The following is a 16,637-nucleotide window of genomic DNA, read 5'->3' on the forward strand; positions in this document are numbered from 1 at the left end:
TCCCCTCTGTTGGCCTCGACCCTGCCCGATCCGAGGCCCGTTGTCTTGCTCCCGCCCCGCGCGGCTCAAAACGTCGTACCGGTTGCCTATGGTTGCCCGGTGCCGATTGAACGGTGGTCCCCCGCCCAGGTCATCGCGCTCGCACCCGATGCGAGCTCGCTGCGTGGCGCGCGCGGGGTCAGCTCGCTCAGCCACTGGTCGTCCACCGGGCGCACCGGCGACGTCCTGTGGGGACTGTGCCGGGGCTCCGGGAAAAATCCCTATCAGGTGTGTGTCGATCTGGCGGGTCCGGCATACAAGTGCAATTGCCCCAGCCGTAAATTCCCCTGCAAGCACGCCCTCGGGCTGCTCTTCGTGTGGGCCGAGATCGGGTTGTCCCCCGGCGATCCGCCCGCTTTCGTGACCGAGTGGCAGGCCTCGCGGGAGGCCCGGGCGACCAGGGCCGCGGCTCCGAGATCCGACGGGCCGGCCGATCCGGCCGCCGCCGAGAAACGGGTGCTCCGGCGGGCCGAGCGGGTGGCCGGCGGCATGATCGAGCTGCGCCGCTGGCTCGACGATCAGGTCCAGCAGGGGCTGGCCGCGACCGGCAGCGCGGGCTTCCGGCCGTTCGAGACGATGGCCGCCCGACTGGTCGACGCGCAGGCCCCGGCGGCGGCGTCCGCGGTGCGGCGGCTCGGCGGCATGGCCGGCGTCGGCCCGCAGTGGGCCGACCGGCTGCTCGGCGAGATGGGCCTGCTGCGGTTGCTGGTCGCCGGGCACGAGCGGCTCGCCGACCTGCCGCCCGATCTGGCCGCGACCGTGCGCACCCGGATCGGCTTCCCGGTGAGCGCCGAGGACGTGCTGGCCGGCCCCCGGGTCCGCGACCAGTGGCAGGTGCTCGGCCTGGTCGACTCCGACGACGGCGCGCTGATGTCCCGGCGCATCTGGCTGCGCGGCGCCACCACCGGCCGGTTCGCCATGCTGCTGTCCTTCGCGGTGGCCGGGCAGAGCCTGCTGTCCGACGTGCTGCCGGGCACCACGCTCGAGGCCGAGCTCTGCTTCTATCCGGGGGCCTACCCGCTGCGGGCGTTGATCGCCGACCGCTGGGAGCAGTTGCCACTCGCCGAGCCGGGCGGCGCCGACCTCCGCGGCGCACTGGCCGCCTGGTCGGCCGCGCTGGCCGCCGAGCCGTGGCGGCACGACGTGCCGGTCCTGCTCGCCCGGGTGCGGCCGGCCAGTGGCGGCTGGCTGGTCGACGACTCCGGCGACGCGCTGCCGTTCGCGCCCGGCCACCGCGAGCCGTGGTGGCTGCTGGCCGCCGCCGGCGGGCGCCCGGCCACGGTGGCCGCCGAGTGGTCGTCGTCCGGGCTGCGCCCGCTCGCGGCCTGGGTCGACGGTGGCTATGTGCCGGCCGGTGAGGCGATGCCCGACGGCGTCGTGCGCCGGGCTGCCGAGCTGCCGCCGGATCTGCTGGCCGCGGCGCTGGTCGGCACCGCCCGGCGCCCGTGGCAGGCCACCGCGGTGACCGTCGGCGGGCGCCCGCTGGCGACCGACGGCGCGTCGCTGCTGGAGGCGGCCGGGGTGGCGCTGGTCTATCACCGCGCCGGGGCCGAGCCGGCGCCCGGGCACGACCCGGTCGCCGAAGCGCCGGTCGAGACCGGGCCCGCCCTGCCGGCCTCCGCGGGCGCCCGGCTGCTGCGCATCCTCGCCGACGGCGGGGTGCCCGGCGGCGCCCAGATCGCGCAGGAGGTGCTCGCGCAGTGGCTGGCGCTGGCCGACGCGCACGGCGGGCACGTGCCGCCGCAGACGCTGCCCGCCCTGCTGGATGCGGGGCGCCGCAACGGTTCCATCCGAGGCGCGCTCGGCCGGGTGGCCGGCCGGCGCGGCGCCTGGCTGGCCGCGATGCGCGACGACTGGGCGTGGTTGCTCGATCAGGCGCCGGCCGGCGACGCGGCCGACTGGGAGACCGGCTCGGCCGGCGAGCGGCTGGCCCATCTGCAGCGGCTGCGCGCCGACGACCCGGCCGCCGGGCGAGTGCTGCTCGAGACGGCCTGGCCGGGCGAGTCCTCCGAGGACCGCGCGCGCTTCCTGAGCGGGCTCGAGATCGGTCTCTCCCTCGACGACGATCCGCTGCTCGAGCAGGCGCTCGACGACCGGCGCCGCGAGGTGCGCGAGTCCGCCCTCGAGGTGCTGCGCCGGCTGCCCGAGTCGGGGCTCGGCCGGCGGATGCGCGACCGGGCGCGGCGGGCGGTGCGGCTCGAGCGACGGCTGCTCGGCCGCGACCGGCTGACCGTCGAGCCGCCCGAGGACCTCGACGCCGACCTGCGCCGCGACGGGGTCGGCGCGTCCCCGGCCCGGGGCATCGGCATCGGCGCCTGGCTGCTCGAGGAGATCGTGGCCGGCGCGCCGCTGTCCACCTGGCACGACTACGGCCGCGGCCCGGCCGCCGTGATCGACCTGGCCCGCGGCAACGACTGGGAGACGGCGCTGCTGCACGGCTGGGCCAAGGCCGCGATCGCGCAACGCGACCCGCTCTGGGCCGGTGCGCTGGTCGGCAACGACGCCGGATCCGACGGCCCGGCGCTGCGCGAGGCGGTGCGCTGGGACCTGCATCTGATCCTGCCGCCCGAGGAACTGGCCCGGATCGCGGCTGACTTCCTGCGCCGCGAGGACCATCTGGCCAACCGCCTGCTCGCCGTGCACACCGGCGACTGGCCCGACGAGCTGGCGATCGAGGTGATCAGCACGATCGCGCGGCGGGCGCGCACCGACCGGCACAGCTGGCAGCTGTCCGAGCTGTGCCGCTCGGCCGCGCTGTCCATGCCGCCGCGTTATGCCGGGCACGTCGAGCGGCTCGCCGAGGAGCTCGACCACGACCCGGCCACCTCCGTCCGCACCAGGCCGGTCGCCGAGCTGGCCCGCACCCTCACCTTCCGCAACGAGATGCACCTGGAGTTCGAGTGACCGCACTGCGCCCGCACGCCGAGGACCAGTACTCCGAAGAGCTGGCCCTGCTCGCCGCGTCCGACGACCGCCCGCGGCCGGCCGGCTGGCGGCTCTCCCCGGCGGCCGTGGTGACCTACCTGCTGGGCGACGGCGCGAAGATCACCCCGAAATACGTCGGCCCGCGGCGGCTGCTCGAGGTGGCGGTGTCCACCCTGGTCACGGACCGCGCGCTGCTGCTGCTCGGGGTGCCCGGCACGGCCAAGACCTGGGTCTCCGAGCACCTGGCGGCGGCGATCTCCGGCGATTCCAAGCTGCTGGTGCAGGGCACGGCCGGCACCGCGGAGGAGGCGATCCGCTACGGCTGGAACTACGCGCGCCTGCTGGCCGACGGCCCGAGCGAGGCGGCCCTGGTGCCGAGCCCGGTGATGCGGGCCATGCGGACCGGCGCGATCGCCCGCGTCGAGGAGCTGACCCGGGTGCCGTCCGACGTGCAGGACGCGCTGATCACGGTGCTGTCGGAGAAGACGCTGCCGGTGCCGGAGCTCAACACCGAGGTGCAGGCGCAGGCCGGCTTCAACCTGATCGCCACGGCGAACGACCGCGACCGTGGGGTGAACGAGCTGTCCAGCGCGCTGCGGCGGCGGTTCAACACGGTGGTGCTGCCGGTGCCGGCCTCCGCCGACGAGGAGGTGGAGATCGTCGCCCGCCGGGTGGCGCAGCTCGGCAAGTCGCTCGACCTGCCCGAGGTGCCGGCCGCGATGGAGGAGATCCGCCGGGTGGTCACGGTGTTCCGCGAACTGCGATCCGGCATGACCGAGGACGGCCGCACCAAGCTCAAGTCGCCGACCGGCACGCTGTCCACCGCCGAGGCGATCTCGGTGATCACCAACGGCATGGCGCTGGCCGCACACTTCGGCGACGGCCGGCTGCATCCGTCCGATGTGGCGTCCGGCATCCTCGGCGCGGTGGTCAAGGACCCGGTCTCCGACGACGTGGTCTGGCGCGAATACCTGGAAACCGTGGTCCGCGAGCGGGCCGAGTGGCGGGACTTCTACCACGCGGCCCGCGATGCCTGAGCGGTTCTACGGCATCCGGCACCACGGCCCGGGTTCGGCGCGGGCGGTGGTGCAGGAGCTCGAGACGCAGCGCCCTTCCATCGTCCTGATCGAGGGCCCGCCGGAGGCCGACGACCTGGTGCGCTGGGTGGCCGACGAGGGCCTCGAACCACCGGTGGCGCTGCTGGGCTACGCGACGGACGACCCGCGGCGGGCGGCGTTCTGGCCGTTCGCAGTCTTCTCCCCCGAGTGGCAGGCGATCCGGTGGGCGCTGGCCAATGCGGTCCCGGTCCGCTTCTTCGACCTCCCTTATGGCTTCCGCATGTCCCCGGCCCAGGCCGGGCCCGATGCGCCTTCCGGTGGGCCCACGCCCGATCGAGGGCCGGCGGCTTCCCACGGGTCCGGGCCTGACGAGAAGCCCGCCCCTGGTGCGTCCCGGCCTGACGAGAAGCCCGCCCCTGGTGCGTCCCGGCCTGACGAGAAGCCCGCCCCTGGTGCGTCCCGGCCTGACGAGAAGCCCGCCCCTGGCAGAGACCAGGCGGGTGGCGGCGATGCCGCCGAGCGGACCGCGCCGGCCGGTCTGCCGACGGGCACCGGCGGACACCCGCCTGGCAGAGAATCCACGCCCGACAGCCGATCTGTGTTCAGCGATGGGCAGGGGGCCCCTGGCTCGCCGACGCACGACGCGCAACTCGACGATGGCGAAAAGCCGGTTCTCGGCGGCAACGCCGCCGCGCCATCCGCGCTCGGTGGACTGCCCCCGGCACTCCCCACGTCCTCGGCAGGCGAATCCACGCCGGTTCCGCTCGCTCCCTCTCCGCCCTTGGGTGAGGGCGGAGATGAGCCGGTGAAGCGGGTTCGGCCTGTTGACCCGATTGGGGAACTGGCCGCTGCGGCCGGCTATGACGATGCCGAGCGGTGGTGGGAGGACGTTGTGGAGCATCGGGGGATGCCGGCGTTCGAGGCGGTTGCCGAGGCGATGACCGCGATCCGGGAGACGTCGCCGGAGGATCCCGACGATCTGGTTCGCGAGGCCTACATGCGGACCGTGCTGCGGGAGGTGCGCCGGAAGCACGAGAACATCGCGGTCGTCTGTGGGGCCTGGCATGTGCCCGCGCTTCTTCGCAAGGTCGCCGTCAAGGACGACGCCGCGCTGCTCAAGGGGCGGAAGAAGGGCAAGGTCACGTTCACCTGGGTGCCGTGGACCTATGGGCGGCTGGCGTCCTGGTCCGGCTATGGCGCGGGGGTCAGTTCTCCCGGGTGGTACCACCATCTCTTCACCACCTCGGACGAGGTGGTGCCGCGCTGGCTGGTGGACGCCGCGCGAGTCTTGCGCGCCGAAGGGGTGCCGACCTCGTCGGCGCACGTGATCGAGGCGACCCGGCTGGCCGAGGCGCTCGCGAGTCTGCGGGGACGGCCGCTGGCCGGGCTGGCCGAGGTCACCGAGGCGGCCGAGGCGGTGATGTGCGACGGCGAGCGGCTGCGGGTCGAACTGATCGGCCGCAAACTCGTGGTCGGCGAACGGCTCGGCGGGGTGCCCGAGGAGATGCCGGCCGTGCCGCTGGCCAAGGATCTCGCGGCCCAGCAGCGCCGGCTGCGGCTCAAGCCGGAGGCCCTGGACCGCACCCTCGACCTGGACCTGCGCAAGGAGACCGACCTGGGTCGCAGCCGCATGCTGCACCGGCTGCGGGTGCTGGACGTGCCGTGGGGCGAGCCGGAGACCGGCCGCCGGGGCTCGGGCACGTTCCGCGAGCAGTGGCGGGTGCGGTGGCAGCCGGAGTTCGCGATCAGCCTGGTCGAGGGCAGCATGTGGGGCACGACGGTGGCGGCCGCGGCGACCGCCCGGGTCACCGACCGCGCCCGCAAGGCACAGTCACTCGCCGACGTGACCGCGCTGGTCGAGGTCTGCCTGCTCGGCGAGCTGACCGAGGCGTACGGTCCGGTGCTGGCCGCGTTGGACACCCGCGCCGCGCTCGACGCGGACGTCAACCATCTGATGGCCGCGCTGCCCGCGCTGGCCCGCACCCTGCGATACGGCGACGTGCGCAAGACCGACGTGGCCGGGCTCGGCGCGGTCACCGACAGCCTGCTGCGCCGCATCTGCGCCGGGCTGCCGGCCGCGATCGGTTCGCTGGGTGACGAGGCCGCCAAGGAACTGCGCAAACACCTCGACGGCGTGCACTCGGCGATCGCCCTGCTGGACGACGAGGCGATGCGCGAACGGTGGCTGGGCACGCTGGTGTCGCTGGCCGACCGCGCGGATCTGCACGGGTTGCTCGCCGGCCGGCTGACCCGCCTGCTGCTGGACGCCGGGCGACTCGGACCGGCCGAGGTGCGCCGGCGGCTGCGGCTGCCGCTCACCGTGGGCACCGCGCCCGCGCACGCGGCCGCCTGGGTCGAGGGCTTCCTGTCCGGCGGCGGGCTGCTGCTGGTGCACGACGAGAGCCTGCTGGAACTGCTCGACGACTGGCTCGCCGACATCGCGGCGGACTCGTTCGACGACGTGCTGCCGTTGCTGCGCCGCACGTTCGGCGCCTTCGAGGCGGGCGAGCGACGGGCGATCAGCGAGCGCATCGCCGGCCCGCGCGACACCGCGGCGGCCGGCACGACCCTCGATCACGGGCGCGCCACCCAGGTGTTGCCAACGCTGAGCGCGTTGCTGGGCCGCGAAATCACGGGAGCTGAAGCATGAGCGCTCCGTGCGGGACCCGGCGAGTGCAGGGGCCGGCGGGCACGCAGACCAGATGGGCCATGTCGTCGCCGCGTCGGTCGGGCGGCATCGAGCTGTTGAGCGGGGAGGCGGGGGCATGACGGCGCGGGAGGATTCGGAGCGCGGCGAGCGGATGCGGCGGTGGCGGCTGGTGCTCGGCGGGCCCGCGGAAGAGGCGTTGGGGTCGGCGGAGGGGCGGGACGGGCAGATGGACGCGGCGCTGTCCGCGCTCTATGACGCCGGGAACGACGAGGAGGGCGATCCGCAGCAGAAGAACCGGCGGTCGGGTGGGCTGGGCGGGTCGGCGCCGCGGGTGGCGCGCTGGCTCGGTGACATCCGGGAATACTTCCCGAGCACTGTGGTCCAGGTGATGCAGGCCGACGCGATCGAGCGGCTCGACCTGCATCGGCTGCTGATGGAGCCGGAGATGCTGCGGGCCGTCGAGCCCGATGTGCACCTGGTCGGCACGCTGCTCTCGCTCAACCGCGTGATGCCGGACGAGACCAAGGAGGCGGCGCGGCAGGTGGTGCGTAGCGTGGTGGAAGATCTTGAAAAGCGGGTCGCACAGCAGACGCGGGCGGCGGTCACGGGTGCGCTCAACCGGGCCTCGCGGATCAATCGGCCGCGGCACGCCGACATCGACTGGAACCGCACCATCCAGGCGAACCTCAAGCACTACCAGCCCGAGCACCGCACGGTGATCCCGGAGCGGCTGATCGGCTACGGCCGCCGGACCAGCGCCGTGCAACGCGACGTGATCCTCTGCGTGGACCAGTCCGGGTCGATGGCGGCGTCGGTGGTCTTCTCCGGCGTGTTCGCGGCGGTGCTCGCCTCGATGCGGTCGCTGCGGACGTCGCTGGTCGTCTTCGACACGTCGGTGGTCGACCTGACCGAGCAGCTCAACGACCCGGTCGAGGTCCTTTTCGGCACGCAGCTCGGCGGTGGCACCGACATCAACCGGGCGATCGCCTACAGCCAGCAGCTGATCACCCGCCCGCGGGACAGCATCTTCGTGCTGATCAGCGACCTCTACGAGGGCGGCGTGCGCGAGCAGATGCTGCGCCGGGTGGCCGAGATGACCGCGGCCGGCGTGCAGGTGGTGGTGTTGCTGGCGCTCTCCGACGAGGGGGCGCCGGCCTACGACCACGAGAACGCGGCGGCGCTGGCCGCCCTGGGCGTGCCGGCTTTCGCGTGCACTCCGGACGCGTTTCCGGAATTGATGGCCGCCGCCATCCAGCGCCGCGACCTCCAGGCCTTCGCCCAACGCCTCGCCGACGGCTGACCCGGCCGGCCGCGCCGCCGGCTCGGGGGCACGTCGGCTCGGGGGCACGTCGGCTCGGGGCGCCACCGTCTTGGGATGCCGTCGGGGCGGGGTGCCGACAGGATGGGCTGCCGTCAGGGCGGGTGTCATGCGCGGTTATCGCTAACCACTGGATACGCCAATCTCGGGTCGGGGATTGCGTGCGGCCTGGAAGTGTAACTACCGTAGTGCTCATGACTGCTTACATTGACAATCCCGAAGCTTGGCAGCTGAGTTGGGATCGGCAGCAGGAGGAATACCTTCCGGATCGGGAGCATCGGTTTGCCACGATGCTCGACGCGGTGGATGCCGTTGTCGGTGGTGCGGCGCCTCGGCTGCTCGACCTGGCCGGTGGGACCGGGACTATCACGTTGCGCGCGCTGGCTCGCTTTCCGGGGGTGGCGGCCACCGTGCTTGATCAGGATCCGGTGCTGCTGACGATCGCGCGGTCCACGCTGCGCGAGCGGGCTACTGTCGTCGCCGCCGATCTGAACGATCCGTCTTGGGCGGCCGCGCTGCCGCATCGTGAGTTCGACGCGGTGTTGACCGCTACCGCGCTGCATTGGATTTCCGAGCATCGGCTGACCGCGCTGCTGGGCGAGATCCGTGAGGTGCTGCGGCCGGGTGGGGTCTTCATCAACGCCGATCAGATGCCCGATGAGGATCTGCCCGGGCTGAGCAAGGTGCTCGGCGGCCGCGAGGACGCGCGCCGCGATGCGCGGCAGACCGCCGGCACCGCGCTGTCCTGGAACGGGTGGTGGGACCGGGTGCGGGCGACCGAGGCGTTCCGGGAGCAGATGGCCGAGCGCGACGTGATCTATCCGCCCGAGCGGGCCGAGCACACCGAATGGCTGCCGGCCGCGTCCTGGCATCTCTCGACGCTGCGTGCGGCGGGCTTCACCGAGGCGGGCCTGCTGTGGCGGGGCGGCATTGACGCGGCGGTCATCGGCGTCCGCTGAATCACGACCCACGAAGCACCGCACGGGCAGGCCAGCATCGCAGCACCCGAGATAGCCGCGCGCGGCCCGAGCGAACGCGGCTTGAGGCGAGCGGAAACCGCGGCGCGGGCAGCGCGCGTGCGCAGCGCGGGCAACGCGGGTGCGCAGCGCGGGCAACGCGGGTGCGTAGCGCGGGCAACGCGGGTGCGCAGCGCGGATGCAACGCAGGCAGCGCGACCAGCGCGGGTGAGCAGCGCGGGTGAGCGGCGCGGGTGAGCGGCGCGGGTGAGCGGCGCGGGCCGCGACGCGACGTAGGTCACGGCGCGACGTTGGGGTGCGACGTAGGCTCGCGGTCATGCCGTTGTCGGGAGAATATGCGCCCAGCACCTCCGATTGGGCCCGCAAGCAGGCCGAGACCTATGAGGCCAGCGGCGGGCAGCGCGCCAAGGACATGATCGGGCTTCCGGTCATCGTGCTGACCTCGGTCGGCGCCAAGACCGGCCTGCTGCGCAAGACCGCCCTGATGCGGGTCGAGCACAACGGGGAGTATGCCTGCGTCGGGTCTCTCGGCGGGTCGCCCAAGAACCCCGTCTGGGTCTACAACCTGCGCAACAACCCGCTTGTCGAGTTGCAGGACGGGCCGGACAAGCACGACTACACGGCCCGCGAGGTCGAGGGCGCCGAGCGCGACGAGTGGTGGGCCCGGTCGGTCGAGGCGTTCCCCAACTACGCCGCCTATCAGAAGAAGACCGAGCGCGTCATCCCGGTGTTCGTGCTGACGCGCGTCTAGCGGCACGGCCGGCCGGCACCACCAGCGGGGTGCCGGTCTGCGGGTCGGGGATCACCTCGCAATTGAGGCCGTAGACGTCCTCGACCAGTTCGGCCGTGATGATCGTGGACGGCTCGCCCTGCGCGACGATCGCGCCCGCCTTCATCGCGATCAGGTGCGTCGCATAGCGGGTGGCCTGGTTCAGGTCGTGCAGCACGGCGACCAGCGTGCGGCCCTGCTCGTTCAGGTCGGCGCACAGGTCGAGCAGATCGATCTGATAGGCGATGTCGAGATACGTGGTGGGTTCGTCCAGCAGCAGGATCCCGGTCTGCTGGGCCAGCGCCATCGCCATCCACACCCGCTGCCGCTGACCGCCGGACAACTCGTCGACGGCCCGGTCCGCCAGCGCGGTCACCCCGGTCGCCTCCATCGCCAGCGCGACCTGCTCCTCGTCCTCCGGCGTCCACTGCCGCAGCAGCTTCTGGTGCGGGTACCGGCCGCGGGCCACCAGGTCGGCCACCGAGATGCCGTCCGGCGCTATCGCCGACTGCGCGAGCAACCCCAGCCGCCGGGCCACCTCCTTCGCGCGGTAGGACGAGATCGCCGCGCCGTCCAGCACGACACTGCCGGAACGAGGGGTGAGCAGGCCGGAGAGCGCCCGCAGCAGCGTCGACTTGCCGCAGGCGTTGGGCCCGACGATGACCGTGAAGGCGCCGTCCGGGATCTCCACGTCCAGGCCGGACGCGACGACCCGCTGGTCGTACGCGAGGGTGAGATCCGCTCCGGAGAGCCTGGTCATGTCGTTCCCTTTCGCCATTGCACACTGAGCAGCCAGGCCAGGTACGCCCCACCGACCGCACCGGTGACCACCCCGACCGGCAGCTGGGCCGGAGACAGCAGCCGCTGCGCGACGAAGTCGCTCGCCATCATCAGCACCGCGCCGGTGATCATCGACGGCACGAGTTGCAGCGTGGCGGCGCCGGTCAGCCGCCGGGTGATCTGCGGCGCGGCCAGCGCCACGAACGCGACCGGCCCGGCGGCCGCCGTGGCCACCGCGCAGATCGCCACCGCGAGCAGCACCAGCAGCAGCCGGTCCCGGCCGGCCCGCACGCCGAGCGAGTGCGCGGAGTCGTCGCCCATCTCGAGCATCCGCAGCCGGCGGCTCATCAGCAGCAGCGGCGGGGTGAGCACGATCAGCGCCAGCCCGAGCAGTTGCACATAGATCCAGGTGCGCCCGTTCAGCGTGCCGACCAGCCAGACCGACGCGGACTGCGCGGCGTCCAGGCGGGCGCGGCTGATCAGGTAGCTGTTCAGCGCCACGAGCATGGCGCTGACGCCGATGCCGACGAGCACCACCCGCCGGATGGCGCCGCCGCCGATGGACGCGAGGCCGTACACGATCAGGGCGGTGATCAGGCCGCCCGCGATGGCCGAGAAGGCCGCACCGGCCGGGCCCGCGCCGAAGGCGATGATCGCCAGCACCGCGCCGGAGGCCGCGCCGGTGGTGAAGCCGACGATGTCGGGGCTGCCGAGCGGATTGCGGGACAGGCTCTGGAAGACCGCACCGGAGACCGCCAGGGCGGCGCCCGCGAGCGCGGCCAGGCTGAGCCGCGGCAGGCGCAGGTCGAGCAGCACGAAGCGGTCGGCGCGGCGGCCCCGGCCGGCGAAGACGTCCATCATGTCGGCGAACGGGATGCGGGTGCCGACCGCGAACACGGTGATCGCGGCGACCGCCAGGACGGCGAGCAACAGCAGCGCGGACACCCACAGTGTGCGCACGTCCAGCCGCAATGCGACGCCGGGCGCACGCAGCATCACCCGGCGGCTCACAGCGGCACGATCCGGCGGCGCAGCATCACGCGGCGGCTCACAGCGGCACGATCCGGCGGCGCAGGATCACGGTGAGGAAGATCGGCGCGCCGAGGAACGCGCACACCAGGCCGGCCTGCAGCTCTCCGGGCCGCACCACGACCCGCCCGGCCACGTCGGCGAGCAGCAGCAGCGTCGGGGCCAGGATCATCGAGTACGGGAGCAGCCACCGCTGATCCGGCCCGACCAGCGCCCGGGCCAGATGTGGCACGGCCAGCCCGACGAACGCGATCGGCCCGACCGCCGCGGTCGCCCCGCCGCAGAGCAGCGTGATCGCGATCGCGCTGAGCACCCGCGTGCGGTTCAGGTTGGCGCCCAGCGCCCGCGCGGTGTCCTCGCCCAGCGCCACCACGTTCAGCGACGGCCCGAGCCCGAGCGCGAGCAGCGCGCCGATCGCGATGAACGGCAGCACGCCGAGCACCACGTCCATGTCCCGGCCGGACAGCGCGCCGACCACCCAGAGGCGGTAGCGGTCGAAGGTGGTGACGTCCAGCAGCGCCACCGCGTTGGTGATCGCCAGCAGCGCGGCGCCGACCGCCGCGCCGGCCAGCGCGAGCCGTTCCGGTGAGGCGCCCGAACGGCCGCGCGAGCCGAGCAGATAGACCACCACGAAGGCGCCGGCCGCCCCGGCGAACGCGAACCAGATGTAGCCGGTCAGCGAGCTCACCCCGAGCACCCGGATGGCGAGCACCACGGCGGCCGCCGCGCCCGCGTTGATGCCCAGGATGCCGGGGTCGGCCAGCGGGTTGCGGGTGAGCGCCTGCATCAGCGCGCCGGCCAGGCCCAACGCGACGCCGGCGGCCAGGCCGATCAGCGTACGGGGGATTCGCAGGTCTTGAATGATCGTCAGATCCTCGGCGCGGGACGGGTCGGTGACCACGCCGTCAAGCGCGTCCCACACCGTGCCGAGCGGGATGGCCTTGGTGCCGATCGCGATGCTCAGCGCCGCGGCCACGATCAGGGCGGCGACCGCGAGGAGCAGGCCCAGGCCGCGGGTGGTGAGCCCACCGCGAGCCTTGACCCGCTCCGCGGCGGGCAGATATCCGGCCCGCGCGGCCGCCGTCGTCGTCACGCCAGAGCGTCCTTGACCATCGGCACGAACTTCTCCAGCGTGTACGGAGTGCTCAGCACCGAGTTCGTGGAGAACGAGTTGACCAGGTCGGCGTCGTCGATGATGAGCAGCCGGCCGGCCTTGGCGGACGGGATGCTGTTGAGCACGGTGTCCTTCTCGAGCTCGCCGCCGGCGCCGATGGCGAACACCACGGTCAGGTCGGCGTCGAGCAGGGCGACCCGCTCCTTGGAGACCTCGGCATAGAACGTCGGGGCGGACAGTGCCTCGACCTTCGGCGAGTTGGTGAAGCCGATCGACTGCATGAACTGCACCCGGCCGTCGCCGCTGGTGTACGCGCCGTACTGCCCGCCGAACGCCGCGGCCACCACGACCGTCTTGCCGGCGAACCCGGGGTTCGCCGCCTTGGCGTCGGCCAGCGCCTTCTCGTTGTCCGCGACCAGCTTCTCGCCCTCGGCCCGGCGACCGAGCGCCTCGGCGATCATGATGGTCTGGTCCTTCAGGCTGGTGCCGTAGGGCGGCACGTCCTTGGGGCCGGACAGCGTGGGTGCGAGCTTCTCCAGCTGGTCCCAGGTGGCCTTGACGTTGTCCGACTTGGTGAACGTGACCAGGTCGGGCCGCAGCGCCGCGACCGCGTCGTAGTTGATCTCCGGGCCCTTGAGCACGGTGGGCTTGGCGCCGTTCAGCCTGGACTGCGCCCACGGGCCGACGCCGACCGGCCAGGCCTGGAACCAGTCGAGGATGCCGAGCGGCACCACGCCGAGCGCGAGCAGCACATCCGCGTCGGCCCAGCCGAGCGATACCACCGCCTCGGGCGCCGCCTCGACCGGGGTGGTGCCGAACTGGTGGGTGACCGTGGCCGGGAACGCGCCGCCCGCCGCGGCGGACGAACCACCGGTCGACGGGGTGCTCGAGCTGTCGTCGTCGCCGCACGCGACGAGCAGGCCGGCGGCCGCCGCGCCGAGGGCGCCGGTGAGCAGTCCACGGCGGGACAGGTGGTGGCCGGTCATCTGTTCTCCTGATCATCTTTAGTAAGGCTTGCCTCACCTTAGCTGAGCTCGATCCCGCACGGCACGCGACCTGGGCAGGGAAGATGTGAGTCCGCACTGGACAGTCCGAGCGCGGAGAATCACGCAAAGGTGAAAACGGCTGTATTTCCTACCGCTTCCGGACGATCATGGAGACCATGCGCACACCCCATCAGTCCGTCGACCGGCTCGGCAGCCGCCCCGTGGAAGTCGAGGCGCTCAGCCTGCCCACGGCCCAGTCCCTGCCGCTGTCCGGCGCCGTCGATGACGGTGACCGGCTGGTGGATGTGGTCGACCTGCTCGCGCTCGACGCCTTCGTCACCGGGCGCGAGCCCTTCGGCCGCACGTGCTATCTGGAGAATGTCCGCGCCGACGCGCCACTGACCACCGACGACGCCCGCGTGATCCGCGACGCGGTGGAGGAGGACGGCCAGGGCCGCCTTTCGGTCGGCGAGGGCTGGACGCTGCACGTCACCCGCTGGCGGCAGAGCCGGCGCGCCCGGGTCACGGTCACCGCGATCAGCGCCGAGCTGGCCGAGTCGGTGCTCGCCACGGCCAGCGCGAACGCCGTCGAGGAGCCACAGCCGGCGCCGGACAGCGTACCCATCGGGTTTTGGCATTTTGGAACTCATGGCCCGCGCCGCGTGCAGCGTGAGATCGACGCGGCGCCGTGGGACAAGATCCGGGCGAACTACTCGAGCCCGGTCGCGCAGACCCTCGAGCGGCTGATGGCGATCGACGGCACCGCGGTCAACGGCCGCCTGCTGCTGCTGCACGGCGAGCCCGGCACCGGCAAGACCACCGCGCTGCGGGCGCTGGCTCAGCAGTGGCGCTCGTGGTGCCAGGTCGACTGCGTGCTCGATCCCGAGCGGCTGTTCGGCGATCCGGCCTACCTGATGAGCGTGGCGCTGGGCAGCGGCGACGACGACGAGCCGCGCTGGCGGCTGCTGATGCTGGAGGACTGCGACGAACTGGTCAGCGGCGAGGCCAAGGCAAGCGCCGGGCAGTCGCTGTCGCGCCTGCTCAACCTCACCGACGGCCTGCTCGGCCAGGGACGCAACGCGCTGATCGCGATCACCACGAACGAGGATCTGGCGTCGCTGCACCCCGCCGTGGTCCGGCCCGGGCGGTGCCTGGCCAGCATCGAGGTGGGTCGTCTGCCGTACGCCGAGGCGGTCACCTGGCTGGGCCGCACCGCCGGGATCGGCCCCGACGGCGCCACCCTCGCCGAGCTGTACGCGCTGCGCACCGGCGCCCAGCCGGTCACCGTCCCGAAGACCCACCCCACCACCGGGATGTACCTGTAAGAGCGATCGCCGCCGCGCCCAGTGCGGTGGCGCCGGCGATCGCGCCGAGCACGAGCCACGGCGAGCCGGGCTGCCAGGACAGCGTGATCAGCCCGGCCACCGCGCCGCCCGGCAGCAGCTCGGCGAGCGTGCCGCCACCCTGGATCAGCCACAGCCCACCGCCGAACAGCAACAGGAACACCGGCGCCGTGGTCAGCTGCGCCAGCTCCGGCGCCGGTGTCACCGCGGCCGTCGCCACCGCCAGCACGCCGACCAGCACCAGCCCGAGCACCAGCGCCAGCAGGACCGGCCACCAGCGCACCGGCGGCACTCCCCCGGTGGCCAGCGTGATCGCGATCAGCAGGCCGGCCTGGACGATGCCCAGGCTCAGGTAGGGCCACAGCAGCCCCGCCCACACCCCGGCCGGCGTCAGCGCGCTCTCCCGCAGCCGCCGCAGCACCCGTTCCTGCCGCCGCGCGGCGAGCATCGTCACCGCGCCGCTATAGGGCGTGAACCCGAGCAACATGAGTAGTTGCATCGCGATGTCGTTGCCGCCGACGGACATGCCGGAATCGCGGGCCAGCAACAGCCAGCCGACCCCGAAGCCGATCGGCAGCAGCATTGCGTTGACCAGCGCGAGCGGGCTGCGCATCAGCAGCGTCGTCTCGGCGCGGGCCAGCGTCATCCAGGTCATCGCGTCACCTCCCGGAACGCCTTCTCCGCGTCCCCGGTGCCGGCATTGGCGATGCGGCCCTGGTGCAACACGACGAAGCGGTCCGCGTGCCGCGAGGCCTCCTCCAGGTAGTGCGTGGTGACCAGCACGGACGCGCCGGCATCGGTCCGTTCGCGGATGACCGCCCAGGCCGCGTCGCGGGACTCCGGGTCCAGACCGGTGGTGGGCTCGTCCAGCACCAGCAGCGGCGGATCCCCGGCCAGCGCCACGGCGAGGTCGAGACGGCGGCGCTCACCGCCGGACAGCTTCTTGACCTTGACGTCGGCCCTGCCCTCCAGCCCGACCTCGGCGAGCGACCCGTCGCCGTCGCGCCCGTTGAGGCGCGCCCAGAGACGCAGGGTCTCGGCCGCGGTCAATCCCGGAGCAAAACCCGATTCCTGCGGTACGAGCCCGACCAGCGGCGCCAGCGACCGGCGTTCCCGGCACGGATCGCGGCCCAGCACCCGCACGCTTCCGGAGGCGGGCACGAGCAGCCCCCGGATCAGATCGACGACCGTGGCCTTCCCGGCCCCGTTGGTCCCGAGCAGCGCGACGATCTCCCCGCGCCCAACTTCAAGATCAACCCCTTTGACGGCTTCAAACCTCTGGTACGCGAACCGCAGCGCCTGACATTCGATCATGTCGTCGAGCGTGCCGCCGTCCGTGCGCCGCCAGTAGTGCCGCCCGCGCACGGGAGCTGATGACACTTGTCAGTACCGCGACGCGCGCGCCGGGCGGGATGATGGGCGGATGTCCGGGTCGCTGCGTTACCTGCGGCACTTCACCGCGGGCTCGCTGCTGGTCTGCGTCGTGCTGGTGGCGGTGCTCGCCCCCGACCCGGCGACGCTGGTCTCGTGCGCTGTGGCGTCGGCCCTCTATCTGGCCGGTGTCTACGGCCTGGGAGGCGCCGAAAGCCGCGCCCCTGCCATCCGGCGGCCCGCTTCCCCGAGGTCCGCTTCCCCGGCGCCCGCTTCCC

The 16,637-nt window shown here is 73.0% G+C and carries 14 protein-coding genes; 8 read left to right on the forward strand and 6 right to left on the reverse strand.

The features are described from left to right. Nucleotides 1–99 precede the first annotated feature (99 nt). The 6 genes from ACZ6TI_RS30605 (at nt 100) to ACZ6TI_RS30630 (ending at nt 9,718) form a co-directional block, all read left to right on the forward strand. Nucleotides 100–2,943, forward strand: a complete 2,844-nt coding sequence (locus ACZ6TI_RS30605) for a DUF5691 domain-containing protein (RefSeq protein WP_465348634.1) — start codon at nt 100–102, stop codon at nt 2,941–2,943. Then, nucleotides 2,940–4,001, forward strand: a complete 1,062-nt coding sequence (locus ACZ6TI_RS30610) for an ATP-binding protein (RefSeq protein ID WP_465348635.1) — start codon at nt 2,940–2,942, stop codon at nt 3,999–4,001. Before ACZ6TI_RS30605 ends, ACZ6TI_RS30610 begins: the two co-directional genes overlap by 4 nt. Beyond that, on the forward strand, nt 3,994–6,672 hold the full coding sequence (locus ACZ6TI_RS30615; RefSeq protein ID WP_465348636.1) for a DUF5682 family protein: 2,679 nt from the start codon (nt 3,994–3,996) through the stop codon (nt 6,670–6,672). Before ACZ6TI_RS30610 ends, ACZ6TI_RS30615 begins: the two co-directional genes overlap by 8 nt. A gap of 115 nt (nt 6,673–6,787) precedes the next feature. After that, nucleotides 6,788–7,972, forward strand: coding sequence for a VWA domain-containing protein (locus tag ACZ6TI_RS30620; protein ID WP_465348637.1), 1,185 nt, complete (start codon nt 6,788–6,790; stop codon nt 7,970–7,972). 212 nt (nt 7,973–8,184) lie between these two features. After that, the gene (locus tag ACZ6TI_RS30625; protein ID WP_465348638.1) at nt 8,185–8,949 is read left to right on the forward strand and encodes a class I SAM-dependent methyltransferase; all 765 of its coding nucleotides are present in this window, start codon (nt 8,185–8,187) and stop codon (nt 8,947–8,949) included. Nucleotides 8,950–9,283: 334 nt separating this feature from the next. Beyond that, the gene (locus ACZ6TI_RS30630) at nt 9,284–9,718 is read left to right on the forward strand and encodes a nitroreductase family deazaflavin-dependent oxidoreductase (protein ID WP_465348639.1); all 435 of its coding nucleotides are present in this window, start codon (nt 9,284–9,286) and stop codon (nt 9,716–9,718) included. Here ACZ6TI_RS30630 and ACZ6TI_RS30635 read toward each other — a convergent pair. From ACZ6TI_RS30635 to ACZ6TI_RS30650, 4 genes are all read right to left on the reverse strand, one after another. Continuing rightward, the gene (locus ACZ6TI_RS30635; RefSeq protein ID WP_465348640.1) at nt 9,687–10,496 is read right to left on the reverse strand and encodes an ABC transporter ATP-binding protein; all 810 of its coding nucleotides are present in this window, start codon (nt 10,494–10,496) and stop codon (nt 9,687–9,689) included. The genes ACZ6TI_RS30630 and ACZ6TI_RS30635 overlap by 32 nt on opposite strands. Next, nucleotides 10,493–11,527, reverse strand: a complete 1,035-nt coding sequence (locus ACZ6TI_RS30640; protein ID WP_465348641.1) for a FecCD family ABC transporter permease — start codon at nt 11,525–11,527, stop codon at nt 10,493–10,495. The genes ACZ6TI_RS30635 and ACZ6TI_RS30640 overlap by 4 nt, the downstream gene beginning before the upstream one ends. Before the next feature lie 37 nt (nt 11,528–11,564). After that, the gene (locus ACZ6TI_RS30645; protein ID WP_465348671.1) at nt 11,565–12,554 is read right to left on the reverse strand and encodes an iron chelate uptake ABC transporter family permease subunit; all 990 of its coding nucleotides are present in this window, start codon (nt 12,552–12,554) and stop codon (nt 11,565–11,567) included. Between the two features lie 80 nt (nt 12,555–12,634). Continuing rightward, entirely contained in the window at nt 12,635–13,645 is a 1,011-nt protein-coding gene (locus ACZ6TI_RS30650; protein ID WP_465348642.1) for an ABC transporter substrate-binding protein, read from the reverse strand. Between the two features lie 176 nt (nt 13,646–13,821). Here ACZ6TI_RS30650 and ACZ6TI_RS30655 point away from each other — a divergent pair, with 176 nt between their 5' ends. Continuing rightward, on the forward strand, nt 13,822–14,970 hold the full coding sequence (locus tag ACZ6TI_RS30655) for a DUF5925 domain-containing protein (RefSeq protein ID WP_465348643.1): 1,149 nt from the start codon (nt 13,822–13,824) through the stop codon (nt 14,968–14,970). On the opposite strand, the gene ACZ6TI_RS30660 is transcribed toward ACZ6TI_RS30655, so the two are convergent. Both ACZ6TI_RS30660 and ACZ6TI_RS30665 read right to left on the reverse strand, forming a co-directional pair. Next, entirely contained in the window at nt 14,927–15,643 is a 717-nt protein-coding gene (locus ACZ6TI_RS30660) for an ABC transporter permease (RefSeq protein WP_465348644.1), read from the reverse strand. The genes ACZ6TI_RS30655 and ACZ6TI_RS30660 overlap by 44 nt on opposite strands. Beyond that, the gene (locus ACZ6TI_RS30665; protein ID WP_465348645.1) at nt 15,640–16,368 is read right to left on the reverse strand and encodes an ABC transporter ATP-binding protein; all 729 of its coding nucleotides are present in this window, start codon (nt 16,366–16,368) and stop codon (nt 15,640–15,642) included. Before ACZ6TI_RS30665 ends, ACZ6TI_RS30660 begins: the two co-directional genes overlap by 4 nt. Before the next feature lie 43 nt (nt 16,369–16,411). Between ACZ6TI_RS30665 and ACZ6TI_RS30670 the strand changes: the two genes are divergently transcribed. After that, nucleotides 16,412–16,637: hypothetical protein (locus tag ACZ6TI_RS30670; RefSeq protein ID WP_465348646.1), on the forward strand; the 226-nt coding region annotated here is incomplete at its 3' end.

It is taken from the genome of Actinoplanes sp. NPDC051388 (genome assembly GCF_055586225.1).

Excerpts from the sequence above, each read along its gene's own strand:
- ACZ6TI_RS30630 (WP_465348639.1), top strand. The coding sequence starts at position 9,284 with ATGCCGTTGTCGGGAGAATATGCGCCCAGCACCTCCGATTGGGCCCGC.
- ACZ6TI_RS30620 (WP_465348637.1), top strand. The coding sequence starts at position 6,788 with ATGACGGCGCGGGAGGATTCGGAGCGCGGCGAGCGGATGCGGCGGTGG.
- ACZ6TI_RS30655 (WP_465348643.1), top strand. The coding sequence starts at position 13,822 with ATGCGCACACCCCATCAGTCCGTCGACCGGCTCGGCAGCCGCCCCGTG.
- ACZ6TI_RS30615 (WP_465348636.1), top strand. The coding sequence starts at position 3,994 with ATGCCTGAGCGGTTCTACGGCATCCGGCACCACGGCCCGGGTTCGGCG.
- ACZ6TI_RS30660 (WP_465348644.1), bottom strand. The coding sequence starts at position 15,643 with ATGACCTGGATGACGCTGGCCCGCGCCGAGACGACGCTGCTGATGCGC.
- ACZ6TI_RS30625 (WP_465348638.1), top strand. The coding sequence starts at position 8,185 with ATGACTGCTTACATTGACAATCCCGAAGCTTGGCAGCTGAGTTGGGAT.
- ACZ6TI_RS30635 (WP_465348640.1), bottom strand. The coding sequence starts at position 10,496 with ATGACCAGGCTCTCCGGAGCGGATCTCACCCTCGCGTACGACCAGCGG.
- ACZ6TI_RS30650 (WP_465348642.1), bottom strand. The coding sequence starts at position 13,645 with ATGACCGGCCACCACCTGTCCCGCCGTGGACTGCTCACCGGCGCCCTC.